General features: G+C 65.0%; 16 protein-coding genes. 8 read left to right on the top strand and 8 right to left on the bottom strand.

What is annotated here, in order from left to right:
- The first annotated feature begins 70 nt into the window (after window positions 1-70).
- Entirely contained in the window at window positions 71-805 is a 735-nt protein-coding gene (locus AU198_RS04530) for a glucose 1-dehydrogenase (protein ID WP_064346314.1), read from the top strand.
- 127 nt (window positions 806-932) lie between these two features.
- Here the strand turns inward: AU198_RS04530 and AU198_RS04525 are convergent, their stop codons facing one another.
- Window positions 933-1,319 (bottom strand): PaaI family thioesterase, encoded by a 387-nt coding sequence (locus AU198_RS04525; protein ID WP_064346313.1) that lies wholly within the window; start codon window positions 1,317-1,319, stop codon window positions 933-935.
- A gap of 58 nt (window positions 1,320-1,377) precedes the next feature.
- Here AU198_RS04525 and AU198_RS04520 point away from each other — a divergent pair, with 58 nt between their 5' ends.
- The gene (locus AU198_RS04520; RefSeq protein WP_064346312.1) at window positions 1,378-2,637 is read left to right on the top strand and encodes a competence/damage-inducible protein A; all 1,260 of its coding nucleotides are present in this window, start codon (window positions 1,378-1,380) and stop codon (window positions 2,635-2,637) included.
- 76 nt (window positions 2,638-2,713) lie between these two features.
- A complete protein-coding gene (locus AU198_RS04515; protein WP_064346311.1) occupies window positions 2,714-2,935 on the top strand; it encodes a hypothetical protein in 222 nt (73 codons plus the stop codon).
- A gap of 23 nt (window positions 2,936-2,958) precedes the next feature.
- Here the strand turns inward: AU198_RS04515 and AU198_RS04510 are convergent, their stop codons facing one another.
- From AU198_RS04510 to AU198_RS04495, 4 genes are read right to left on the bottom strand one after another with little or no spacing between them, the layout of a single operon-like run.
- A complete protein-coding gene (locus tag AU198_RS04510) occupies window positions 2,959-3,882 on the bottom strand; it encodes an alpha/beta fold hydrolase (protein ID WP_064346310.1) in 924 nt (307 codons plus the stop codon).
- Between the two features lie 38 nt (window positions 3,883-3,920).
- The gene (locus tag AU198_RS04505; protein ID WP_064346309.1) at window positions 3,921-4,769 is read right to left on the bottom strand and encodes a hypothetical protein; all 849 of its coding nucleotides are present in this window, start codon (window positions 4,767-4,769) and stop codon (window positions 3,921-3,923) included.
- A gap of 34 nt (window positions 4,770-4,803) precedes the next feature.
- A complete protein-coding gene (locus AU198_RS04500; protein ID WP_064346308.1) occupies window positions 4,804-5,043 on the bottom strand; it encodes a hypothetical protein in 240 nt (79 codons plus the stop codon).
- A gap of 41 nt (window positions 5,044-5,084) precedes the next feature.
- Window positions 5,085-5,462: a hypothetical protein gene (locus tag AU198_RS04495; RefSeq protein WP_082690871.1), complete on the bottom strand. Its 378-nt coding sequence runs from the start codon at window positions 5,460-5,462 to the stop codon at window positions 5,085-5,087.
- A 97-nt stretch (window positions 5,463-5,559) separates the two neighbouring features.
- On the opposite strand from AU198_RS04495, the gene AU198_RS04490 reads away from it, so the two are divergent.
- Together AU198_RS04490 and AU198_RS04485 are read left to right on the top strand one after the other, a co-directional pair.
- On the top strand, window positions 5,560-7,191 hold the full coding sequence (locus AU198_RS04490) for a fatty acid--CoA ligase (RefSeq protein ID WP_064346409.1): 1,632 nt from the start codon (window positions 5,560-5,562) through the stop codon (window positions 7,189-7,191).
- A gap of 116 nt (window positions 7,192-7,307) precedes the next feature.
- Complete coding sequence (locus AU198_RS04485; protein WP_231744569.1) at window positions 7,308-7,796, top strand: hypothetical protein; 489 nt, start codon at window positions 7,308-7,310, stop codon at window positions 7,794-7,796.
- Window positions 7,797-7,806: 10 nt separating this feature from the next.
- On the opposite strand, the gene yaaA is transcribed toward AU198_RS04485, so the two are convergent.
- From yaaA to AU198_RS04470, 3 genes are all read right to left on the bottom strand, one after another.
- A complete protein-coding gene (yaaA, locus tag AU198_RS04480) occupies window positions 7,807-8,550 on the bottom strand; it encodes a peroxide stress protein YaaA (RefSeq protein WP_064346306.1) in 744 nt (247 codons plus the stop codon).
- Between the two features lie 31 nt (window positions 8,551-8,581).
- Window positions 8,582-9,133: an NlpC/P60 family protein gene (locus AU198_RS04475; protein ID WP_064346305.1), complete on the bottom strand. Its 552-nt coding sequence runs from the start codon at window positions 9,131-9,133 to the stop codon at window positions 8,582-8,584.
- Window positions 9,134-9,386: 253 nt separating this feature from the next.
- Window positions 9,387-10,523, bottom strand: coding sequence for an alkaline phosphatase family protein (locus AU198_RS04470; protein ID WP_064346408.1), 1,137 nt, complete (start codon window positions 10,521-10,523; stop codon window positions 9,387-9,389).
- A gap of 85 nt (window positions 10,524-10,608) precedes the next feature.
- Between AU198_RS04470 and AU198_RS04465 the strand changes: the two genes are divergently transcribed.
- The 3 genes from AU198_RS04465 to AU198_RS04455 all read left to right on the top strand — a co-directional run bounded on the left by AU198_RS04465 (window position 10,609) and on the right by AU198_RS04455 (window position 25,472).
- Entirely contained in the window at window positions 10,609-23,823 is a 13,215-nt protein-coding gene (locus AU198_RS04465) for a BTAD domain-containing putative transcriptional regulator (protein ID WP_082690868.1), read from the top strand.
- Window positions 23,824-23,985: 162 nt separating this feature from the next.
- Window positions 23,986-24,762: an ArsR/SmtB family transcription factor gene (locus AU198_RS04460; RefSeq protein ID WP_064346303.1), complete on the top strand. Its 777-nt coding sequence runs from the start codon at window positions 23,986-23,988 to the stop codon at window positions 24,760-24,762.
- Window positions 24,763-24,767: 5 nt separating this feature from the next.
- Window positions 24,768-25,472: a DUF899 domain-containing protein gene (locus AU198_RS04455; RefSeq protein ID WP_064346407.1), complete on the top strand. Its 705-nt coding sequence runs from the start codon at window positions 24,768-24,770 to the stop codon at window positions 25,470-25,472.
- Window positions 25,473-25,586: the final 114 nt, after the last annotated feature.

Here is a 25,586-nt window from a genome sequence, read left to right as displayed (position 1 = left end):
AGTATGCGTGCTGGCCAGCGAAATTGGAACAGGTTCTAGTTCTCTGCGAGGTGCGGTAGCCTGACGCCCCATGGGACGTGTGGACGACAAAGTGGCACTCATCAGTGGCGGTGCTCGCGGAATGGGGGCCGCCGACGCCCGCGCTTTGGTTGCCGAGGGCGCAAAGGTGGTGATCGGCGACATCCTCGATGAGGAGGGCAAGGCGCTGGCCGAGGAGATCGGTGACGCCGCGCGCTACGTCCACCTCGACGTCACCCAGGCCGACCAGTGGGAGGCCGCCGTCGCCACCGCCGTCAATGAGTTCGGCAAGCTCAATGTGTTGGTCAACAACGCCGGGACCGTGGCCCTGGGGATGATCGGCCAGTTCGACATGGCCAAGTGGCAGAAGGTCATCGACGTCAACCTCACCGGCACCTTCCTGGGCATGCAGCATTCGGTCGAGGCGATGAAGGCCGCCGGCGGCGGATCGATCATCAATATCTCCTCGATCGAGGGGTTGCGCGGCGCGGTGATGGTGCACCCGTACGTGGCCTCGAAGTGGGCGGTGCGCGGGCTCACGAAGTCGGCGGCACTGGAACTGGGACCGCACAACATCCGGGTCAACTCGGTGCATCCGGGCTTTATCCGCACCCCGATGACCAAACACTTCCCCGACAACATGCTGCGGATCCCGTTGGGCCGGCCCGGTCAGCCCGATGAGGTCGCGACGTTTGTCGTATTCCTGGCCAGTGACGAGTCGCGGTACTCGACCGGCGCCGAGTACGTCATGGACGGCGGCCTGACCAACGACGTCCCCCACAAGTAGTGCGCCGAACGTGGGTTACCCGCACGTCTTTCGCGGCGCGAGCGTGACATAACCCCACACTCGGCCGCGAGGGGTGAGTACGCCAGGGGTGGGTCTACGCCTGGGTGGGGCTACACGAGGGTCTAGGTCAGTCGACGGCGGCGAAGTTCACCGTCGCTGTCGCTCCGACCTCGTCGTCGTTGCCGCGGTAGATGTCGACCTGGACGACCACGGAGCGTTTACCGGTGCGCAGGATGCGCGCGACCGCCCGCGCCGGCCCGATCTTGATGGGCCTCAGATAGCGGATGAACAGGTCCGTGGTGGCGATGGCGTGGCCGAACGGGGTGGCTCGCGAGGCGAGCTGGCCCGCGGTCACGTCGGCCATCGTCGCGATCAAGCCGCCCTGCAAACCGCCCGCGGTGTTAGTGGTCCGCTCGTCGACGGGCATCTCCATCGTCACGGTGCCGTCGGGCGAGGGCACCTCCGTCAAGCCGAGTTGGTCGAACAACTCGCGAAGCGACTTGGGTGCGGTCATGGGTAATGACATTACCGCTGTGCGCCGGCGCGATGTCGGGTGCGTAATGTCGTAGCTTGTGAGCGCACGCGCGGGCATCGTCGTCACCGGTACGGAAGTCCTCACCGGCCGGATCCAAGACCTCAACGGGCCCTGGCTGGCCGACCGACTGCTGGAGTTGGGCGTCGAACTGGCCCACATCACGATGTGCGGCGACCGACGCGACGACATCGAGGCGCAGCTGCGCTTCCTGGCCGACGAGGATGTCGACCTCATCATCACGACTGGCGGCCTTGGGCCCACCGCCGACGATATGACCGTCGAGACGGTGGCTCGGTTCAGCGGCCGAAAGTTGGTGTTGGACCACAGACTCGAGGAGAAGATCGCCGACATCGTGTCGCGGCTGATGGCGCGCTTCCCCGACGTCGACGCCGAGGCGATCCGGGTGGCCAACCGCAAGCAGGCCCTGATCCCCGAAGGCGCCGATGTCATCGACCCGGTGGGCACCGCGCCGGGTGTGGTGGTTCCCGGCACGCCGACGGTCGTCGTACTGCCCGGCCCGCCACGGGAGTTGCAGCCGATGTGGCCGCTGGCGTTGCAAACCGCGCCGGTGCAGAAGGCGATCGCCGACCGCACGGTGTATCGCCAGGAGATGGTGCGGATGTTCGGTGTTCCCGAGTCCGGGCTCGCCGACACGCTGCGCCACGCCGAACGAGAGGTCGACGGCTTCGGACGGCTCGAGATCACCACCTGTCTTCGTCGCGGTGAACTCGAGATTGTCACCCGCTACGAGCCGGACGCCGCACAGACCTACGCCGAGCTAATGGCGCTGCTGCGCGATCGCCACGGCGATGCGCTGTTCTCAGAGGACGGCTCCCGCGTCGACGAGCAGGTCGCGCGGCTGCTGAGGGGGCGTCGCATCGCGACCGCGGAGTCGTGCACCGGCGGTCTGCTGGCCGCGCGGTTGACCGACCTCGCGGGGTCGTCGGCGTACGTCGCGGGCGCGGTGGTGGCCTACGCGAACGACGCCAAGTCCGGTCTGCTCGGTGTCGACCCCACCCTGATCGAAACACATGGCGCGGTTTCCGAACCCGTCGCCGAAGCAATGGCCGACGGAGCGCTGAACCGGTTCGGCGCGGACACCGCCGTCGCGATCACCGGCATCGCCGGGCCCGGCGGCGGCACAGCCGAAAAGCCTGTGGGCACGGTGTGTTTCAGCTTGAAACTGGCCGACGGTACCACGGTGACCAGATCGATGCGGATGCCCGGTGACCGCGCCGACATCCGCGAGCGGTCCACCACCGTGGCCATGCACCTGCTGCGACGGGCGCTGAGCTGAAATGCGCGTCCGCAGCCTGCTGCAGCGGTGCCATGCGGATCGGCTAACCTACGGGTCCGACACAGGAGGAGCACCGATGGCGGAGAACGCGCGCGAGCAGATGTCTGAACGCGCCGTAGAGGCCGGATGGCACCGCAGGGACGCGGACCGTACCGACTACTACACGCGCAGCCCGGTGCGTATCCACGTGATCTGGCAGGGCGATGACGCCATCAGCGGCGGCGCGCTGTACCACGACGACATCCTGATGGCCTACACCCGGGACCTGTCCACGGTGTCCGGCTGGCTGAAGCGCTGAACTGACGCCGAGAGCCCCTGCGGTCAGCGACGCTGGGTCTGCTGTTCGTCCCATACCTTCAGCATCGTCTGCAGGATCTCCTCGGCGCGGCCAAGGCCGGCGAGGTGGCTCTCGCCGGGCATCGGGTACAGCTCGGCGTCGCGGAGTATCGACACGACGTGCTCACCGTGCCGGAACGGGACGATGTGGTCGGCGTCGCCGTGCCACCACCGGATCGGCACCGTGATCTCGTCGAGCCGGAAACCCCAGTCGCGGGCGAACACCACGATGTCGGAGAACGGGGCCGCCAACTGCTTGCGGCTGCCGTTGAGCAGATCGTCGAGGAACATCGCCTTGATCTCCGGCCGGGCCAGCAGCCGGCGGTCCGCTTCGGGCGACACGCGCCCGTAGAGGTCTGTGACCGGAGATGCGACCGGCTTGATGAACCGGATCAGGGCCGAGGCCAGCAGCCCGATCGGAACTCCCGCGTACTGCAGCAGCGGCGCGACGCGTGTGCCGAGGTTGCCCATCAGCCCACCGGGGATCGCGTCGGGACCGACGGTCGGGGCAACACCGCCGATCACGCCCGCCACCACCACACGGTCGGGCATCGCGGCCGCGCACCCGAGCGTGTACGGGCCGCCACCGGACAGGCCGACGACGGCCATTTTGTCGATGCCCAGGGTGTCGGCGATGGTGCGGAGATCGTCGGCGAAATCGACGACCCGCTCGTATCGATGCGGGGTCGAGGAGCCGATGCCGGGCCGGTCGAGGCCGATCAGGCGGATGTTCGCCTTCTCGGCGTAGATACGCGCTTCCATCGGGATCTGTCGACGGGCACCGGGGGTGCCGTGCAGCCAGAAGATGGCGCGGCCCTGCGGGTCGCCGAACTCGGCGAACCCGATGCGTCGGTCTTCACCGACAGCGACGTTGCCCTCGAGTTTGGGGCGGGCGATTGCGACAACCATGGCGGAAGTGTCGCACGTCGCCCGCACTCTCATTCCGATTAGGCCGCCCGAAACACGTACGAGGCTGCGGTGGTGACGCGGTCGTCGACCCCCTCGTCGTGCATCAGCACCCGGACCGCGATGGTGCCGTGGGCCCCGCGCACCGGTTCGGTGTCCACCCGGAATGGGCCGGTCTTTCCGCGCGCCATGAACATCACATGGCAGGACACCCCGTGGAGATGATCGGTTCCCGCGGCGGCGGCCGCGGCGTCGATCGCGGCGGTCTCGAGGATGACGAACTGCGGTCCGACGTGCAGGGCCGCATCGGGCGATGCGACCTCGACCGACAGTTCGGGCAGCGCCCAGCGGCCGTCGGGTCGGCGATGGCCACCGAATACCTGCCACAGCGGCGGCAGGTCGGGGGAGTCGACGATCTCGAGCGGATTGGCCTCCATACGTTCCAGGCCCTCGGGCGGGATGCCGATGCTGACGCCCTGACCCTCGATCAATGCGAGCGCCCGATCGGGGCGATCAGCGTCGACGATCTTGGCCCGGCTGTAACCCATTTGGCGGCCGACCCGCAGCTCCTCGGACACCACCTCGATGCGTTCCACGCCCACGCCCGGGTCGAGGATCTGGCAGGAATGGATGACCGGGTTCGGCACCGCCTCCAAGTCGGACATGTGGCCGCTCTCGGGCGCCGAGATGCCCAGCACCGCGAACAGCAGCCCACCCGCCGCGTCGCGCATATCTCGGCGCACCGCGACGGTGTTGTCCTCCTCGACGAGGTCCATCTGCGCGTAGCTGCGGCCGATGTAGCGATAACTCAGGAGCCCGCCCCATCGCCTCCGCAGCTCCTCGGCGTACTCCTCGGGTGAATCTGTCAACTCCCGGATATCGCGTAACACGCAGCCTCCTGTCTGAGGTGATGCCGACGGCGTTCTACGGCAGTCGGCGGGGCGTTCTTTCCATCTGGTAACCGGCGGGGAACGTCATCTCGATCACCCGCAGCTCGTCGTGGGCCTTGGACTCCAGCTCGAGGACGACGCACCCCTCACCGAGGTCTTTGGCCTCCAACACCGTGTAATGCTGACCGCCGCCGTTGACATCGACAATCGGGTCCCCTGAGCGCAGTGCCTCGACCGCTACCAGGCCGGGGGCTTTTGCCGGATGTGCTTCCACGCGACCAACCGTAGGCCAAACTGCCGGAGCGCTCGGGTGTTTCAGCCGACCGCCAAGGTGTAGAAGAAGCCGCCGACGATGAGCGTGGCCAGACACAACCCGAAAGTGCCAAGCGCGAACGGCCAGCCGCGCTCCCGCCGCACCAGCTGCACGACGGTGACGATCAGGCCGGCCACACCGATGGCGGCGGCAATCAACAGCGCGTTGATGACCGCACCGACCGCCCCCTCCTCGCTACAACTCTCGGGAGGGCAGTGGTCCAGGAATGCGAGGGAGAACAGCCCGAAGAACGCACCGACGACGATCATCGCTGCGGTCATCACCAAGGCGACTATCGAAGCCGCGATGTCCGCGCCGGACACCGGCCGCTTCAGGGGCTGCGGCATCGGGTAGGCCGGTGGATAGCTCGGTTGGACCATGACCGCAGATGCTAGCGACGCGATGCGCGGTTTCCCGTCGAAATGCCAGGACATCGACCATCATGGCGCTATCGAGCCAGCCGCACGGGAGATGCCGATGGACAGCACGATGCAGGACTTTCCGCTGACACTGACCACGATCCTGCGCCACGGTACGGGGTGGCACTCTGGCCGCAAGGTGATCACCGCGACGCCCGACGGATCGCGCGAGATCAGCTATGGCGAACTCGGAACCCGGGTGGCCCAGCTCGCCAACGGGCTGCGTGCGCTCGGAGTCACCGAGGGCCAACGGGTCGCCACGTTCATGTGGAACAACCAGGAACATCTCGAGGCCTACTTCGCCGCGCCGTGCATGGGCGCGGTGCTGCACACACTCAACATCCGCCTCGGAGGCGACCAGGTCGCATTCATCGCCAACCAGGCCGAGGATTCCGTTGTGCTGGTGGACATGTCGCTCGTGGCGTTGTTCGCACCGATACTTCCGCAGCTGACGACGGTGCACACTGTGGTCGTGGTGGGGGACGGTGACATCTCCGAACTCGCCGACGCGGGCCGCACGGTGATTCGCTACGACGATCTCCTCGCCGGGCAGCCGCTCGAGTACGACTGGCCGCATCTCGACGAAAAGAGTGCCGCCGCAATGTGTTACACCAGCGGCACAACGGGCAACCCGAAGGGCGTCGTCTACAGCCACCGGTCGACGTATCTGCACTCGATGGCCGTCTGCTCCGCCAACGGCATCGGCCTGGCCGACGGTGACCGGGTGTTGACGGTCGTTCCGATGTTTCACGCCAATGCGTGGGGTCAGCCGTATGCGTCGGTGATGGCGGGCGCGGATCTGCTGCTGCCCGACCGGTTCCTGCAGGCCGCCCCGCTGGTCGACATGATCGAGCGTCACCGCCCGACCATCTCGGCGGCGGTACCGACGATATGGAACGACGTGCTCAACTTCTTGCACGCCAACCCGGACAGAGACATCTCGTCGCTGCGGACGGTCTGCTGCGGCGGATCGGCTGTGCCGCTGGCGATGATGAAGGAGTACCAGGAGCGCTTCGGCGTGGTCATCCGCCAAGGCTGGGGGATGACCGAGACCTCCCCGCTCGCGGCGATCGCGATCCCACCGCCGGAAGTGACCGGCGACGACCACTGGACGTTGCGCGCCGCGGCGGGACGCGCACTGTGCGGCGTGGAAATCCGCATCGTCGACGACCAGGGCGCGGTGCTGCCCAGTGACGGGAAGGCCGTGGGCGAGATAGAGATTCGCGGTCCGTGGATCACCGGGTCCTACTACCACAACGCCGACCCGAGCAAGTTCGACGAGGGATGGCTGCGCACCGGCGACGTCGGAAGAATCGATCCCCAGGGCTTCATCACGTTGACCGACCGCGCCAAGGACGTGATCAAGTCCGGCGGGGAGTGGATCTCGTCGGTGGAGTTGGAACTGCGGATCATGGACCACCCCGGCGTGTACGAGGCGGCGGTCGTCGCGGTGCCCGACGACCGTTGGCAGGAGCGCCCGCTGGCGGCGGTGGTGCTCGACGACGGTGCCTCCGTCACCCCGGAGGAGTTGCGGAAACACCTGAGCGACAATGTGCCTCGGTTCTGGCTGCCGGAACGCTGGGCGTTCATCGATGAGGTGCCCAAGACCAGTGTCGGAAAGTTCGACAAGAAGTTGATCAGGGCGCGGTCCGCAGACGGCGCCTACGACGTCGTCGAGTGCCGGGACTGATGACGGTGGCGCTCAACACCCGGCGAACCGTTCCGGTGCGGGTGACAGGTGGTTTACGGTAGCGACGACGGTCAATCCCGTGGTCAGCACCGCGGATGAGGAACGGGGACGAAGACATGCGCCGATCGATCCGACTGATGGCCTCGGCCGCCGCGCTCACGACCGCGGCGCCACTCGGGTTACTGACCGCCGGCATCGCGTCGGCCAATGACACCTTCGTCCCGATGAACCAGGTGTCGCGACGCTGTGATTACAGCGAGACCGACTACAACGGCCCGACCGGGTATGCGCGAGCCACAAGCGTCGTCCGCACGTCCGGCTCGAATCTGTCCGCGGATGTCACGATGGACACCGCTATTCCGAACATGCGCTACGACGTCCGCCTCATCCAGGTTCCACGACCGTCGTCCGCGCCCTGCCTGGGCACCGACCCCGGTGTCGCCGCAGGCGTGCTTCAGACCGACGGGGTCGGTCACGGCACCGTCACCCTCACCGACAGCATCGAACCGGGAGCGACGGGGGCATGGGTGTGGATCACGCGTCCGGACGCGTTCTCCCAGAATCCCGCGGAGTTCTACACCAGCGACCTGATCGTCAAGATTTGACGACGGTCGCTCAGGCGACGACGACGGTCAACTCAGCTCCTCGACGTTCCACCCGCATACCCGCGCGCCGCGCCACGGCGGCAACCGCCGCCGCATTGGACGGTTCCGATCGCGTGCTCGCCAGTACGCGGGCGAGTCGCCCCTTGTGCGCCTTGTTGAAGTGGGTCACCACGCTGCGACGCCCGTCCGGGTGTTCGGCGACGACGTCGACCCGGACCGCGTTGGGCACCCGGCCGAGCGCCGCGTACGAACCCGAGCGCAGGTCGACGACCAGTTCGTCGGCCGCCCAGCGGGCGAGGACGGGTTCCAGCAGGGGGCGCCACCGCGTCGCCAGGGAAGGGCGCCCGGGAAGCTTCGACGTCGCCGAGAGTCGATACGCAGGGACCAGATCGTCGGCGCGCAGCAGTCCGAACAGCGCAGACCCGACGGCCAGCCGCGTCCGTGCACGCGATGCGGCGGCTCTGCTCAGCGATCCGACGTCCAGGGCGTCGTAGAGGACACCGGTGTAGCGGCTGATCGCCGGCAACGTCGGCGCGACGCGCAACTGGGCGTTGCGATCGATCTCGGCGTCCTGCGAGGCCGAGAGCCCAAGCGCGCGCCGACATGCCGGCCGGTCGCGGGCCAGTTCCACCAGCTCATCGAGCAGCTCGGTGCGCAGTGGCCCGAGCTCGGCCGAGCTGAGCGACTCCAGGCGCAGTGGTGGCCCGTCGCCGCCCACCCGCTTGGTCTCCGAGGGCGGCAGAAGCACGATCACGCCGCAGAGGCTATCCGGGCGCGGGTCGCGGTCAGGCCGGAGGCACCGGAGCTGGCGGCGGCGGCGGTGCGAACGGATCGGCCGGAGGCGGCGGCGCGGGTGCGAACGGATCGCCCGGCGGCGGAGGCGGCGGGGGTGCGAACGGAGCGGGCTGGTGCCCGGCCATCATCACCACCGGCGCGGCCGGGGCGCCCGGGACCATCGGCTGCTCAGGGGGCACGGGCAGGAACATGTGGTTGGTGAACTGGTCCTGGTAGGCGCCGCCGCCACCGACCTTCACGCCCCCGCCCTCACCGGATGAGACGGGCGTGCCGTCGGGCAGGGTGGCCGCGGTATGGCCGCTGTTCCAGCCGACCACCAACGCACCGGGCTGGGCGCCGTACTGGAACCCGCGCTCGAGCAGGGCGCTCTCGATGTTTCCGGTGTTGAACCGGTCACCGTATACGGGCCGACCGGTCGCTGCATTCGTCACCCAAGACACCAGGCCCGAGCAGTCCGTACCGGCAGGGGAGTCCCCGCCGGAGACGTACGGCGTGCCGGACACCTGGTTTACAAGCGTCAAAAGCGTGGCAATAGCAAACACGCGGTCGGACGCTACAAGTTTCCGGACAAGGCCACCAAATTCTGTGATGGCCTTCACAGCCTGCGGTTTCTATTGCCTACTTCACGAATAGCATTGTGAAATCTTGCTTTTGACGTCGCTTTAGCAACACCGATTACCACCGGTTGAATTTGGCCGTCTAGCAATCGAATTGCAGTGACAATGCCGCATCAGGATTTGAATCACGTTGAACTCCAGTCGATCTGTCATCCACAGCGCGGATTACATCGGAGGCTCAGCCGAGCGCCAGCAGTAACGGAACCGTCTGTTCAGCGAAGGTGAGTGATCCATGGTGTCCGATCAGCGACGATTCCAGGGGTTCGGTGGTGCGCCGGACGATCGCCGCCGTGCCGCGGGCGGCGGCCACGACATCGCCGATCCGGGGGCGGACCTCGTCGCTGACCTGCGGTCCGAACCAGCCGGCCTCGATCGCCTCGTCTCGCGAGAGCACCCACGCCCGCTCACCCAGCACGGACCGCCATGAGTCGAGCACGTCGGCTTGCGAACCGTCCTCTATATAGACGTGTCGGGCCCGGGCCTCTCCGGCGAGTGCCTCCACACCGTCGAGCAGTGCGGGAGTGGCGTCGACGTCGATGGTCTCGTTCGGGGAGACCTCGACCATCCCGTGGTCGGCCACCACGGCCAGCAGGCCGCCGGGCGGCAGTGCCTCGACCACCGATTCGATGAGCGTGTCGATCTGGCGCAGCTGCATGCGCCATTGCGTCGACCCCGGGCCGTACAAGTGCCCAAGCATGTCGAGTTCGGCGTGGTACCCGTAGCAGAATCCGCCGTCGGACAAGGTGGTCCGCACCGCCGCCGCGAGGTCGCCGAGCGCATGAACGCCCACGTAGCGCCCGCCGCGAAGCACGGCGCGGGTGAGACCGGAGCCGGTGAACTCGGCGCCGGAGATGACGCTGACGGCGACACCCGCCGAAGTCGCCCGCTCGAAGGTGGTCGGCAGGGGCTGCACCTGTTCAGGAATGACGGTGCCGCGAAGATCCCGGCCCCACGGGTGCGGACGCCATCGCAAGGCGTTGATGACGCCGGTGTCCGGCACCTTGAACGAGTAGCCCACGAACCCGTGCTCACCGGAGTGACGGCCGGTGCCGACCGCCGCCAATCCCGCTGCGGTGGTCGACGGGAAGCCGACGGTCAACGTCCTGCCCCGAAGCGATGCCATCGCCGGTGCGTCGACGGCGTACCGGTCGAGAAGTTCGGCGCCCAAACCGTCGATCAGCAGGACACAGCCGCCGCCGAGGTCATCGGCGAGCCCGAGGGAGTTCTGGAATCCACCGGCGCCCATCGCCGACAGGACTGAGGGCACCACATCGGCCAGATGGGGCAGGGCGGGATCCGGTGTCGGCAGGTCCACGAGCTGAGCCTGCCACACGGGTCGCCCGTGTTTCATTGCGAGCGCAAAGAACCAGCTCAGCGGTCCTTTACCGGTTCTTGACCGCATGTTGAATCGCCTTTTTGACGATGGCAATGTGACTACGCTTCAACAGGTGGAACTGGGGGTTCTGGGACCTCTCCAGGTCCGGCAGTACGGGCTGCCGGTCGCCATCCCCGGTGCCAAGCCGCGGGCCATCCTCACGATGCTCGGGCTGCACGGCGGTTCGGTCGTGTCGGCCGCCGCCCTCGTGGCGCTGCTCTGGGGAGACGACCCGCCGCGGACCGCGACCAAGGCGTTACAGACCCACATCTCGTCGCTGCGTCGCGCGTTGGGAGACGGCTTCGTGTTGACGGAGGGCTCGGGCTGGACCCTGAGCACCACCGAAATCGACGCCATCCACTACAAGAGCGCCGCCAAACTCGGGCGCAAGGCCCTCGCCGCGGCCGACCCGACCCGAGCGGTGACTCTGTTCGACCAGGCGCTCGCCCTGTGGCGGGGCATTCCTGAGCTTCCGGACAGCTCGCGCGGGTCATCGGAGAAGACACGCTGGCTCGAAGGCCACGCCGCGCTGGTGGAGGACCGGGCCGACGCCCTGCTCGCGACGGGTCGCGCCGCGGAGATCGTGGGGGAACTCGAGTCCGCGATCGCCGAAGCGCCTCTGCGCGAACGTCGTTGGGGCCACTTGATGCTCGCGCTCTACCGGGCGGGACGCCAGGGCGAGGCGCTGAGTGCATACCGGCGGGCGCGGTCGCTATTGGCCGAGGAGCTGGGTGTCGATCCCGGACCGGAGTTGCGCAGACTGGAGGCGGCGATCGTCGCGCAGGATGCCGCGCTCGAAGTGCCTCAGTCACAGCAGCTCTCGACAGTCACACGAGCCGTCACATTCCTGCTCACCGATATCGAGGGGTCGACTGCGGCGTGGGAGGCCGACTCCGACGCCATGGCGGTGGCGCTCGCCCGCCACGACGAGATCGTCGAACAGTTCGTCACGTCGCGCGGCGGACGGCTCATCAAGACTCGCGGGGAAGGGGATGCGACGTTCTCCGTGTTCGACCGGCCGTCGGCGGCTGCCGCCGCGGCGATCGAACTGCAGGGGGCCATCGCTCACGAAGATTGGCGGCTCGCGGAGCCGATGCGGATCCGAGTGGCCCTGCACACCGGAGAAGTGGAGTTTCGCGACGGCGATTACTTCGGTCGGGCGGTCAACCGCGCGGCCCGACTGCGCTCTCTGGCCACGGGTGGCCAGATCCTGTGTTCCGGCGCGACCGCCGAACTGGTCATCGACTCGCTTCCGGACGACGTCGTGCTCGCCGACCTGGGTCTCCGCCGGCTGCGCAATCTTCCTCGACCGGAGCACGTATTCGAACTGCGCATGGAGACCGCGGACGACCCCAGCCTTCCCACAGCTGATGCGCCGATGGAGCGGCCGGCACTTCCCGCGGTGCTGGTAGGCCCGGGACCGTTCGTGGGCCGCGGTCGCGAACTGGAGCGACTCGTGTCGGCATGGCAGTCGACCCTGGCGGCCGGCACGCGCGCTGTGCTCATCGCCGGCGAACCGGGCGTGGGTAAGACGCGGTTGGCCGGCGAATGGTCGCGTCACGCGTACGAGCAGGGCGCCGTCGTCTTGTACGGCCGCTGCGACGAGGACCTCGGCGCGCCCTACCAACCATTCGCCGAGGCGTTGCGCTCGCTGGTGTCGTGCGTCGACTCCAACCGGCTGCGCGGCGTGCGTGGTGTCGAGTCGCTGTTGCCGTTGGTGCCGGGACTGGGCGATGCGCTGCCCGACGTGACCGTGCCGCCGCGTGCCGACCCGGACACCGAGCGTTACGCGATGTTCGACGCGGTGGTCGCTCTGCTGGGTACGGCCTCCGCGACCGCTCCCGTCGTGCTGATTCTCGACGACCTTCACTGGGCGGCCAAACCGACGCTGTTGTTGCTGCGGCACCTGCTGCGTTTCGGGGACGAGGCTCGGGTCCAGGTCATCGGGACGTACCGCAGCACCGATCTCGACCGCTCCCACCCGCTGGCCGCCATGCTTGCCGACCTCCATCGGGACGGCACCGCAACCCGCCTGCAGCTCAGCGGCCTCGATGAGGGCGACGTCACCGCCTATGTCGCCGAGGCCGGTTACGACGACGAAGAACTGGGCCGGGCGCTTGCGACGGTGACGGGTGGCAACCCGTTCTTCCTCATCGAGGCTCTGCGCCACGTGGAGGAAAGCGGAGGCCGCTGGGATCCGAGCACACTGCCGCAGGGCGTTCGAGAAGCGGTGAGCCGCAGGCTGTCCCGACTGGCGACCGAGACGAACAAGGCGCTGGCGGCGGCAGCGGTGGTGGGCAGCCGCTTCGCGCTGACGCTCGTCGAGCAGGTGGTCGGCGAAGATCTGGTGGACGCGTTCGACGAGGCCGGTAAGGCGGGCATCGTCATCGAAGAGCCCGGCGGGCGTTACCGGTTCAACCACGCCCTCGTGCGACAGTCCCTGCTTGCCGAACTTCCGTCTGTGCGGCGCATGCGGTTGCATCAACGCATCGCCGTGACGCTCGAAGCCGAATCGGGCGCCGACGATGAGGTCGTGGCCGAATTGGCGCACCACTATTTCGAATGCGCGTGGGCCGGTAATGCGGCCAAGGCGGTCGAATACTGCCGGCGTGCGGCCGACCAGGCGATGTCTCGGGTGGCGTATGAAGGCGCGGCCGATCTCTATGACCGGGCGCTCCATGCGCTCGAGGAATTGGACGACGAGCTTCCCGACCGCGATGATCTGCAGGCTGAATTGCTGATCGCCCACTGTGAGGCGCTGCTGGCAGCCGGCGATGTGACGTCGGCGAAGGTTGCGGTGACGCAATTGCGCGGTGTTGCAAAGGATTCCGGCCGTCTCGGTGCCTGGGGAACCTGCTTCGACGGCGAACTCTCCATGCTCACCGATCCTGAACGGCTGGACGAGATCGAATCCGCGGTGGGTGCGGCCGCCGAACAGTTGGCCGCTTTCGACGACGCGGCGGGGGAGGCCAAGGCGCACACCGTCCGCGCCGGGTGTTTGGCGCGTCTGGGCCGAATCGGTGATTGTGAAACGGCTTTGGACCAGGCACTCACCGCGGCACGGCGGGCACGTGAGCACGGCCGAGTGAACGCCGTGCTTGCCGGGGCACCGTTGGCGGCGTTGTGGGGGCCCAATCCCGTTCCTCGCGCCGGTGGACGGTGTCTGGATGTGGTGCGGTTGCTGCGCATCACGACCGGTTCACCGCTTGTGGAGGCGACATCGACACGGTGCCAGGCCGTGCTGGATGCGTTCCGGGGGCGGGCCGCCGAAGGCCGCCGTCTGATCGAGTCGGCGAGACGGACGCTGACCGAACTCGGTCTGCGCCACGCGCTGCTGGAGGTGGATCAGTTCGCGGGCATCATCGAGTTGGTCGCCGATGATGCGGCGGCCGCTGAGCCATACCTGCGCCGGGCCTATGAGGGATTCCGGCGCATGGGTCTGGACACTGACACCGCCGACACTGCGGCATTGCTGGCGCGGACGTATCTGGTCTTGCACCGGGATGCCGAGGCGGACGAATTATGTAGCGAGAGTGAACGTCTCGCCGGTCACGGGTCAAAGGCGTCGATCGCGTGGCGGACGGTCAGGGCCCAGTTGTTGGCGCGCGACGGTGTTCACGATCGAGCCAGGCAGGTAGCCGAGGAGGCGGTAAGCCTGGCGGCGGGGACAGATGCCCTGGTGGATCACGGTGATGCCTGCTTGGCGTTGGCGACGGTGTTGCGGCTCGCCGGTGACACCGCGGGCATGCGAACCGCCGCAGAACAGGCGATCGCGCTATACGACCGGAAGGGTGCTGCGGCGCTTGCGGAGAAGGCGCGTCGAGTCCTTGGTGCACGCAGGGAACCGCCCACGCCCGCCGATCAGGTTTCACGGGCCGAGCCCGAGAATGCGTGCGTGCGGATTATCCGCCGGATGGCGGCGGCAGCCGATCGCCAAGCTTGGGAAGAGTACCGGAGCCTGTACGCGCCGGACGTCACCGTCGAGAGCAGGCGGAGGATGGTCGGCTTCACGAAAGAAGACTTGGCGGTCGGGGATTGGCCGCGTCTAGCTGAGCGCGTCGCGGATTCCGATACGGTGCGACACCGTCACAGTGTCATCGCGGTTCGGGGCGAGCGGCTGGCACTTTGTCGATTGACCATAGGTGGACCGGATTTTGGCCCCGACGCGGCGAAAGAAGACATTCTCGAGCTCTACGCGCTCGACGATGAAGGGCGAATCGCTCGAAGGGTGTGGTTCGACGCCGAGGATATGGACGCCGCGCTCGCGGAGTTGGACGATTTGTACGTTGGTCAGCACGAAGGACAGCAGACGCCATCAGGACTCGAAAACTCTGCGAGTAGAGCCGATGACCGGCTGATAGCGCTCTTTAACGCCAACCGCCTGGACGAAATCGATGCCCTCTTTACGGTGGATGCTCAGCTTGACGACCGGCGGCGAGGCGTTCGCAGTGAGAGCAACGATCGCGCAACCATGGTCGACGGAATTCGCGCAATCGCGGCCATCGGTGTCACCGTGACAAACACAACTCTCGCCCTCCGAGGCGAACGTCTCTGCCTCCGCTATATGCGTTTCGAAGCAGATGGACCTCAGCACGCCGGTTTCTGCGTCGAAGCGTTGGAGCTCACCGAGGCCGGGACGGATGGAAGAATGGTGGCCAAAGTCGACTTCGACTGCGACGATGTCGATGCGGCTTTCGCGGAACTCGATGCTCGCTATGCCAACGGCGAAGCGGCGACGTTCGCGCAGACCTGGTCGGTGATCACAGGCCTCACGGCTGCATTCAACCGACACGAATTCGATGCCATGAACTGTCCGAGCACTGACCACCGACGGCTCACGCGATATGCACCCGGTTCCCTGACGGTAGCAGCACTCACGCAGACAAATTTCACGCCGAAACTTCGTACGTACATCGAGGTCGTGCATCGGCTCAGTGCACGCGGTGTGGCCGTGACCCATCGGTCCTATGGGACCGCGCAAGAGGGCTTCGAAGCCGAGTGGCGCGGGATCAATCTATTGATGATCGAAGGCGGACAGCTCACGCGCTACGAGCTTTTCGACGAAATCGACGTTGACGCGGCGCTGATTCGATTCGACCAACTCATTCGTCCGACGACGCGATTGGAGAACTCAGCAACTCGCATACACGAGCGCATGCAGGGCTATTTCGCGAACCGCGATTGGGCGGCAGCGAGCGCGCTGATGACGCAGGACGTATCTGTCGATGATCGTCGCCGGTTGGTGAATACCGAGATCCGTCGGGGCCGAGAGGCGACCATCGCGAGCATGCAGGCGGGCGCAAAGCTGGGGGCGAGAGACATCGGCTCTGTTGTGATCGCGTTGCGCGGCAACCGCCTGGCGATGCTTCGTACACGGTACTCGGGTAGCGAGGCGCAGCCAGATGGTTTTCACATGGAAGACTTCAGCATTGTCGAGATCGACGTGGATCAGCGGATCTGCGCAGTGGTGATATTCGACCTCGACGACTTCCATTCTGCGATCGCCGAATTGGAGGTTCGGTACGTCGCGGGTGAGGCTGCCCCCTTTGCACGGACATGGGCGGTGATCGCAGGCGCGTACGCATCGGTGTGTCAACGCGAACGCCCCGCAATGACACCCAATGCGGTGACCATCGACTGGCGCCGAGGCGCAGCGTTCGAACCCGAACAGCTGATGGCGTATATCCGCGGCGGGCGGGAACTGGAGCTACACGAAGGTCCATACGTAGAGACGGTGCATCGCCTGAATTCGCTCGGAGCTGTCGTCACTTATGCGTCGAAAGCAGCGTCGCGCGAAGGCTTTGAAGCGGAGTGGCGAGAGATTACTCTCTCGACCGTCGACGGCGAACTGATCGACCGCTGCGAGCTCTTCGACGAAACGGACCTCGACACCGCGCTCACCCGCTTCGCAGGCCTCAGCCGCCCTGCCCATCGCCTCGAGAATGCGGCAACAAGAGTTAGCGACCGCTTGTACGAGTGCTTCAAGGCACGAGACTGGCCCACGATGGCCGAGGTAATGGCCGACGACTTCCACGGCTATGACCGACGCCAGGTGATCGGTGTCGACTTGCATGGTCGCGACGCCGTGGTGGGGAGTTTCCGGGCGGTCAGCGAGTTCGGCAACCCGGATGCGACATCAACCGTCCTTGCGACTCGGGGCGAGCGACTGGCCTTGACGGCTGTACGGTACGACGTCGGCGAGGGGATGGCGGACGCGTTCAACGTCGAACTGCTGCAGCTAATCGAGATCGACACCGACCAACGAATTGCGTCGCTCGTCACGTTCGATCGCGACGCCATCAACAGCGCCTTCGAGGAGCTCGAGGCTCGTTACATCGCGGGAGAAGCAGCGAGTCACGCGCAGACGTGGGCGGTCGTTGCGGGCATCTTCGCCTGCCTCGCTCGCCACGAAGTCCCCCCGGCAACGCCAGACTGGCGAAGCATTGACCACCGGCGTGGAACACCACTCAACGACGCGGACCTCAGGATCGTGGTGGCGACACTCTGGGATATCACGCCAGATCTCCAGAACCACGTCGAGAAGGTGCACCGGTTGGGCGATCATGGAGCACTCTGCACGCAAGTCTCGCGCGGAACAACGCCCGAGGGCTTTCCGGCTGAATGGCGGATGCTCAACCTGACGACCGTCGACGGCTCACTGGCCAGCGGATGTGAGCTCTTCGATGAAGAAGACTTCGAGGCGGCCATCGCGCGATTCGAGGAACTCGGCCGAGCAGGGAGGCGGCTGGAGAATAAGGCAAGCCGACTGTACGAGCGATTCAAAGTGTGCTTCGCATCTGAAGACTGGCACGCCATCACCGAGATGCTGGCCGAGGACCTTTCGAGCGATGATCGCAGACACGTAATCAATACCGGCCGCCGACAGGGTCGGGACGCGATGGTCGCGGAACTCAAGGCGTTAGCCGAGGTCGGAGCGGAGAACGTCACATCAGAGACGATTGCCATCCGTGGCGAGCACCTCGTCCTGAGCTTTGTCAGGTCTTCGCAAGGACAAGGAGGGTTCCGCGGAGACGCGATCGACATCCTGGAACTCGGACCCGACGAACGAGTTGCGAGCCGCATCGTATTCGACGTTGACGACATCGATGCGGCTTACGCCGAACTCGAAAGCCGTTACCTCGCGGGCGAAGCATCCGCGCACGCGCGCGCGTGGTCGGTGATCGCAGGCGCCTACGCCGCTGTGCTTCGACATGAACTGCCGCCGACGACGGCCGATTGGGTCAATGTCGACCACCGCCGGGTGACGTCGTTCGCGCCGAATGAGTTGGAGCCGTTCTTGAAGGCGACTTGGGACGTCCTCGAGCATGACATCAGAATCTACGTCGAGGCCGTGCACCGGCTCACCGACATCGGAGCGGTCGTCACCCGGGTCATCAAAGGAACGTCTCGCGAGGGATTCACCGCCGAATGGCGCGAGATCGGGCTGTCCACGGTTGACGGCGACCGTATCAACCGGTCAGAAGTCTTCGATGAGGCCGATCTCGACGTCGCACTCGCTCGATTCGACGAGCTTGAACGACCATCGGCTTTGAAGAACGCGGCGAGCGACGTTATAAACCGCTATTGCGCATCGTTCGACGCGCGGGATTGGGCCACGATGGCGGAGACCCTGGCGAAAGACGTCATCACAGACGATCGACGACGAGTCGTGAATGCCGGTGTCCGCCAAGGCCGAGACATGCACATCGCGGACATGCGAGCCACCGCCGAGGTCAGTGGCGCGAGAGTATCGTCGACGGTCCTGGCAACTCGTGGCGAGCGTCTCGTGCTCAGTCGTGTCCGGACGACCAACAGCAACACACCGCCTGGTGAAATCAGCGCACAGATGCTCGGCATCGTTGAGATCGACGCGGATGATCGAATCGCTGTCACGGCTTGTTTCGACGAGGAGGACGTCGACGCCGCCTTCCGCGAACTCGACGCTCGTTATCTCGCCGGCGAGGCGGCCGCGTACGCGCGGACATGGTCGGCCATCTTGGAAACATTCGCCGCCGTCAACCGGGGCGAGCTTCCTGAGGTCACACGAGATTGCATATCTCTCGATCACCGGCGTGCAGTCGCATTTGCGCCTGGCGAACTAGGCTCGTATATCCGCGCTACTCATAGCAGCACCACAGGACTCTACGCCTACATCGAGGTGGTACACCGCCTGAACGCCCGTGGAGCGGTCGTGTCGTTCGTCGGCAAAGGGGCTTCGCCGCAGGGCTTTCAGGCTGAGTGGCGGGGCGTCAGCCTTTCAACAGTTGACTGTGGACTGGTCAACCGTAACGAGTGGTTCGATGAGATGGACCTCGAGACGGCGCTCGGCCACTTCAAGGAACTCACCTGTGGGTCGACGCAACTCGAGAACGCGGCGAGCCGAGCCGTCGAACGCTTTCAGACGTGCTTTGCCACTCGCGACTGGGATGCTATGGCAGAAATACTGGCCGACGACGTCGCGGCAGTCGATCACCGCCCTGTGATGGGAGCCGGTCTGCGATTCGGGCGCGCCCTCAACATCGGCGACTGGCAGTCGGTAGCCGAGGTAGGTTTCACCACCGTCACATCGACCGTGATTGCGACACGAGGCGAGCGTCTGACCATGGGTCGCTTCCTCATCTCGACCGGCGATAACAGGTACCACAACGATGTGCTCGGCATAGTTGAGATCGACGCTTCCAATCGGATTTCGACGTGTCTCATGTTCGATGTCACCGATATGGACGCTGCACTCCAAGAACTGGAATCTCGTTACCTCGCTGGCGAAGCCGCCGCGTACGCGCGCACATGGTCGGTCATCCTAAAGAGCTACGAGCAATATGACCGTCATGAGCTTCCACCCACGACACCGGATTGGGTGAATATCGACCATCGCCGCGTAACCACAATGCCAGCAGGTGAATTGCTCGAAAGCTCGCAAGCTACCTGGGATGTCACGCCCGATGCCAAGATCCACATCAAAAGGGTGGACCGGCTCAATGATGTCGGAGCAGTTTTTACGCAGGTCGTGAGCGGCACCTCTCAAGAGGGATTTGAAGCCGAATGGCGGATGGTCGATCTCGTGATGATTCAAGGCGACCTCATCTGCCGGTGCGAGATATTCGACGACAGCGACCTCGACGCCGCGCTCGCTCGGTTCGATGAACTGACCCCTCCAGCTCGACCCGTCAACGTCGCATACCAGATGGTCGAGCGCCTATGGAGCTGCTTCGCCAAGCGAGACTGGTCGGCGACAGGGGAGTTATTGGCACCCGATGTTCGTGCCGAGGACAGAAGACGCATCGTCAACGACGGGCTGCGCCAAGGCCGTGAGGCTTTCGTCGCCAACATGCGGGCAGTCGCCGAAGTGGGAATCGACGATGTCGCCTCTGCCCTGGTAGCGACACGCGGTGAGCGTCTCGTCCTCGCCCGCGTCCGCACTGAACGTTTCCACAGTGACGTCCTGAACCTCGTCGAGCTGGACGCGGGGAAGACGTTCATTACATCGACCGTGGTGTTCGATATGGAGGACCTGAACGCCGCGCTCACCGAGCTCGACGCACGGTACGGAGCCGGCGAGGCGGCGGACCATGGTCGCACGTGGACGATGCTCGCGAACGCCATCGCCGCGTTCAATAGGCACGAACTGCCGGACACGACGCCCGACTGGGTCAACGTCGATCACCGGAGCGGTACCTCGATCGCGCCAGGCCAACTGTTCCCTTATGTGCGCACCTCATGGGAGTTGGCGCCCGACATCTCCAACTACATTGAGGTGGTGCATCAGTTGAACGACTCTGGGGCTGTCATCACGCGTGTGGCGACCGGCAACTCACGCGACGGCTTCAACGCCGAGTGGCGCGTCATCACCCTCGCGACCTTTGACGGTGACCTTCTGAGTCGAGTCGAGCTGTTCGACGAAACAGACCTGGACGCAGCCCTCGCTCGATTCGAAGAACTCCGTTCATCGGCCCCAATATTGACAAACACTGCGACGAAAGTAGATCAGCGCTTCCTAACAAGACCGGAGAACGCAGCCACTCGCGCATTAGCGGATCTATGGGAGCGCTTCGACGCGCAAGACTGGGATGCCATACAAGCAGCGATGGCCGAGAACTTCGCCTCCTACGATCGCCGCCAGGTCGTCAACGCCGGCGTGAGGCGTGGTCGGGCAATCCATATCGAAAACATGCGGTCGGTTGGCGAGGTCGGCTTCAAAAACGCAGGGTCGCCCGCCATCGCGACCAGGGGCGAGCGCCTCGCGTTATGCCGGAGTCGTTTCACTGCAGGTCGGGGACCGCGCGGCGAGATCGTCGCCGAGGCACTCATGATCATCGAGACGGACGCCGCGAATCGGCTGGTTTCGAATACGGTCTTCGACCTTGAAGCCCTCAACGAAGCGTTCGCGGAGCTGGACGCCAAATACGCTGCGGGAGAGGCGAGGCCACACGGACAAACCTGGCCGGTCGTAACACGCGCCTACGCCGCGCTCAATCGGCAAGAGCAGTTCGAACGCGACTGGATCTACACCGACCACCGGCGCGGCACACCGTTCGCATCCACGTCCTCTGCCACCTCCGCGCATCCCGACGTCTGGGATGTGACACCCGACCTGAACGCTCATATCGAAGTCGTGCATCGTCTCACTGATGGAGCGGTGCTCGTAACATCGGTCGTGGGCGGTTCATCGCAAGACGGCTTCGAGGCCGAGTGGCGATTCGTCCAGCTACTGACTGTCGCAAGTGGCTCCATCGAGCGGTGTGAGTTGTTCGACGAGACCGACATCGACACCGCCATCGCGAGGTTCGATGAACTCAGCCGGCCGACACACCACCTGAAAAACACCGCGACGACCATCTGGACTCGTGCAGTCGATGCGTTCAACAGCCGCGACAAGACTAGATTCCTCGCCTTGGTCGCGCCAGCCGGACGAGTGGAAGACCGCCGAAAAGGTTTGAGCACCGATCACTCTGGAGTCGTACGCGCCAAGCCGGCACAGGCAGTGTTCGAAGTGCCCGAAAGCTGGCGGACCGACATGGAGGTTATCGCAATCAGAGGTTCACGCCTCGCATTGATCCATCAGGTCTACCGCGACGTGGCGGACACTAAACGACCGATCACCGTAGAGCTCTTGACCGTAGTGGAGGTCGGCGATGATGACCTCGTTGCCGACATCGTCAACTTCGATGCCGACGACATCGACGCTGCCTTCGCGGCACTCGACACCCGCTATGTCGCCGGCGAAGGGTCTGCGCACGCGCACACATGGTCGGTGATCGCCGAGGCGTACGCTGCCTTCAATCGCAGGGAAATTCCTTCGGCGGAACCCGCCTGGGTCGATCACCGGTTGCTTGCCACAATCCAGTCGGGTGACCTGATCGCAAACGTGGGTGCCGCTTGGGACCTCGTGCCGGACATCAAGGCTCACATAGCGACTGTGCATCGGCTGAAGGAACTGGGGGCCGTCGTCGACATACTGGTCAGGGGGAGCTCCCGAGAAGGGTTCGATGCCGAATACCACGAGATAGCGGTCGTGACGGTCCGTGGAAACACTCCCGACCGCTTCGAAATGTTCGACGCGGACAACCTCGACGCTGCGTTCGCGCGCTTAGACGAGCTCAGCCAGCGTGCGCCGCGCATCAAGAACGCCGCGACCCGAATGCGGGAGCGTCTCGCCGACGCCTTCAATCGCCGTGACGTCGATGGATTTCTCGCGCTCACTTCGCCCGACGGACGAATCGATGACCGTCGAAAAGGTCTGCAGGCTCTGCATGATCCGTCAGACCGCAGACGGGCTGCACAGGCGCTCTTCGAGGCGCCGCGGACGTGGCGGCTGAACCTTGACCATATCGCGATCAGAGGGTCGCGACTGTCCCTCACCCGTCAGATCTATCGCGACACCGACGATGACAGCCAACCAGTCACGATAGAACATCTGGCAGTCGTCGAGATCAACGACGATGGCTTGATGCACGACTTCGTCAACTTCGATAGCGACGACCTCGACGCTGCCTTCGCGGAGCTCGAAACCCGTTACCTCGCCGGGGAAGCGGCCGCACACGCTCGCACGTGGTCAGCAGTCGCTGACGGGTACGCTGCCTTCAACCGACGAGAGTTATTCAGGACCACTCCGGACTGGGTGAACATCGACCACCGGCGGGGCGGCACCTCGTTCGGACCCGGTGAGCAGATCGATTTCGTCAATGCCACTTGGGATGTTGTCCCTGAGATCCGCGCGTACGCCGAGATGGTGCATCGGCTCGACACTCTCGGAGCGGTAGTCACCCAGGTCGTGAAAGGGTCGTCCCAAGCCGGCTTCGACGGTGAATGGCGCGAGATCACGTTGCTCGCGATCGATGGTGATGCGATCAGTCGCTGCGAAATGTTCGACGAATCCGACCTCGACGCTGCACTCACCAGATTCGACGAGCTCAATCGGTCGGCGCATCGGCTCGAAAGCGACGCAACGCTCACCCGGGCACGGTTGATCGATGCGTTCAACAAACGTGACCTCGGCGGTTTCCGCGCGCGTATCGCCCCCGATGGACGTTACGACGATCTACGCAAAGGCTTGCGCAGCGAGGGTTTGCTCAGAGAGGAGTTCGTGCCCAGCATGCTCTCCGGAGCTCCCGAAGGTTGGCGCTGGGGGAGCGAACCGATCGCGATCCGCGGACAGCGCTTGGCGCTGTGCCGTGACTGGTTCCGCGACACCCACGCGCCCGGCCATCCTGTCACCGTCGACGATCTATCGCTTACCGAAATCACCGAGGAAGGATTGGTCTGCCACTCAGTGATTTTCGACAGCGACGACCTCGACGCCGCGATGCGAGAACTGGACGCCCGCTGGATCGCTTCGGGGGAGGTGGCGCATTCGGACATCATCGAAGCACATCGCAGAAACCTCGAGATGACCAACCGCCATGACTGGGGTGCGCTTACCGCTGTGTGCGCGGGTGCTAGCTATATCAATCATCGGCAGCTCGGAAGCGACACCGCTGACTACATCGCTTCGATCAGTACGCTGGCGTCGCTCGCACCCGACCTTCGGATCGAGTCGGCAGAGATCCTGGCTGTTTCGGCCATCGGCGTCGCGACTCATGTGGTGGTCAGGGGAACATCCACCGCTGGCCTCGCGATCGAGGTTCCGTTCGTGCTGATCAACCTTTGGAACGGGGATCACGTCACGCACATCGAGGCCTTCGATCTCGAGGACCGCGACCACGCCCTGGAGCGTTTCAAGGAACTCAACGAGTCCGGTTAGCCCTCGGTACACGCCGAACATGCGGTAAGCGCGAAGTTCGGCGCCGATCTTCGGCCTGAGCGCAGCTTGGCGAAGAGAAGCCGCGCTGACCATTGACACGCAGCCGTGCGGCTGCCTATTGTCGAACATGCAGCCAGACGGCTGCATAAACCAGGCGGCAGGATGGACGACGTATTCAAGGCGCTGGCCGATCCGAATCGGCGCCTGCTCCTCGACAGCCTCAACGATCGCAACGGGCAGACCCTGCGCGATCTGTGCTCGCGGCTGTCGATGGCTCGCCAGTCGGTCAGCAAGCATCTCGCCGTACTCGAAGCGGCCAACCTCATCACCACAGCTTGGCGGGGGCGGGAGAAGTTGCACTACCTCAACGCAGAACCGATCAACGCGATCGCCGACCGCTGGATCCACCAATACGACCGCGCGCGGGTGCAGACGCTCGCGGACCTCAAGACTGCATTGGAGACCCACCCGATGAGCAGCAGTGAATTCGTTTACGTCACGTATATCCGCACCACCCCCGAACGGCTGTGGCAGGCGATCACCGACCCGGCGTTCTCCAACCGGTACATGGGCCATGCGTTGGTGTCGGACTTCAAGAAAGGCTCGGAGTACGTGTGGTCCGACTGCAGCGGTCTGGAGATCACTGACCCCGAGCAGGTGATCCTCGAGTCGGAGCCGTATCGGCGGCTCACGTTCACCTTCCACACCTTCGTACCCGAACTGACGACGCTAGGACTGGATGAGGACGTCGTGAGAAAAGCGGCCAGCGAGCGGAGGTCGAAGGTCACCTTCGACATCGAACCGGTCGAGGACGGCCAGGTGAAGCTGACCGTCATACACGACGAATTCCCGCCGGAAAGCACTGTGCGCGACCTGATCTCCGGTGGGTGGCCGTGGAAGCTGGCCAACCTCAAGAGCGAACTCGAGGCCGCGTCATGACGGTGATGAACACGCCGCCGGTCGTCTCCGAGGAAGAGTGGACGAGGGCCTGGAAAGAGATGCTCGTCAAGGAGAAGGACCTCATGCGGGCCCGCGATGCCCTGGCGGCCCAACGCCGCAGGATGCCGTGGATGGCCGTCGACAATGCCTACACCTTCGACGGTCCCCAGGGCGAGGTCAGCTTGCTCGACCTGTTCGACGGCCGTCGCCAGCTGCTCGTGTACCGCGCTTTCATCGAACCCGGAACCGGCGACGGCGACGTCCCCGGGCTCCCCGGCTGGCCCGAACACGGCTGTGTCGGCTGCTCCTTGATGGCTGACCACGTGCCGAACCTTGCCCATCTAAACGCCCGCGACACCACACTCGTATACGTCTCGCGGGCAACACAACCCGACCTGCAGCGCATGAAGACCAAGATGGGCTGGCGTCATATCCCCTGGTACACCATCACCGACGACTTCGACCAAGATTTCGGTGTCAAGGACTGGCACGGCACCAACGTCTTCATCCGCGGCGACCAAAACCGTGTCTACCGCACCTATTTCATCAACGGTCGCGGCGATGAGGCGTTCGTCAACACCTGGAATCTGCTCGACGTGACGCCCCTCGGCCGGCAGGAGACCTGGGAGGATTCGCCGGAGGGCTATCCGCAGGGTCCGCCCTACGAGTGGTGGAGTTGGCACGACACCTACGACCACCACACGCCTTAGCTCGACACCGATTGTGAAACCACCGACGAAATTCGTTCGCGGATTCATACGGTCAGTGCAACATCTGTTGTGATTGGAGTTGCGCTATGCCGAGTCCGTTCGGAGTTTCGGTTC

The sequence above is a fragment of the Mycobacterium sp. GA-1199 genome (genome assembly GCF_001500045.1).
Lineage (GTDB): Bacteria > Actinomycetota > Actinomycetes > Mycobacteriales > Mycobacteriaceae > Mycobacterium.
The sequence above is the reverse complement of the archived record's forward strand: the minus strand, read 5'-3'. Positions and strand labels throughout refer to the sequence as shown.

What these genes read in the sequence shown, in the direction of transcription:
- AU198_RS04510 (WP_064346310.1), bottom strand. Translation starts at nt 3,882, where the DNA reads ATGGTTGTCGCAATCGCCCGCCCCAAACTCGAGGGCAACGTCGCTGTC.
- AU198_RS04455 (WP_064346407.1), top strand. Translation starts at nt 24,768, where the DNA reads ATGAACACGCCGCCGGTCGTCTCCGAGGAAGAGTGGACGAGGGCCTGG.
- AU198_RS04485 (WP_231744569.1), top strand. Translation starts at nt 7,308, where the DNA reads ATGCGCCGATCGATCCGACTGATGGCCTCGGCCGCCGCGCTCACGACC.
- AU198_RS04460 (WP_064346303.1), top strand. Translation starts at nt 23,986, where the DNA reads ATGGACGACGTATTCAAGGCGCTGGCCGATCCGAATCGGCGCCTGCTC.
- AU198_RS04530 (WP_064346314.1), top strand. Translation starts at nt 71, where the DNA reads ATGGGACGTGTGGACGACAAAGTGGCACTCATCAGTGGCGGTGCTCGC.
- AU198_RS04490 (WP_064346409.1), top strand. Translation starts at nt 5,560, where the DNA reads ATGGACAGCACGATGCAGGACTTTCCGCTGACACTGACCACGATCCTG.
- AU198_RS04465 (WP_082690868.1), top strand. Translation starts at nt 10,609, where the DNA reads ATGTTGAATCGCCTTTTTGACGATGGCAATGTGACTACGCTTCAACAG.
- AU198_RS04525 (WP_064346313.1), bottom strand. Translation starts at nt 1,319, where the DNA reads ATGACCGCACCCAAGTCGCTTCGCGAGTTGTTCGACCAACTCGGCTTG.
- AU198_RS04495 (WP_082690871.1), bottom strand. Translation starts at nt 5,462, where the DNA reads ATGGTCCAACCGAGCTATCCACCGGCCTACCCGATGCCGCAGCCCCTG.
- AU198_RS04515 (WP_064346311.1), top strand. Translation starts at nt 2,714, where the DNA reads ATGGCGGAGAACGCGCGCGAGCAGATGTCTGAACGCGCCGTAGAGGCC.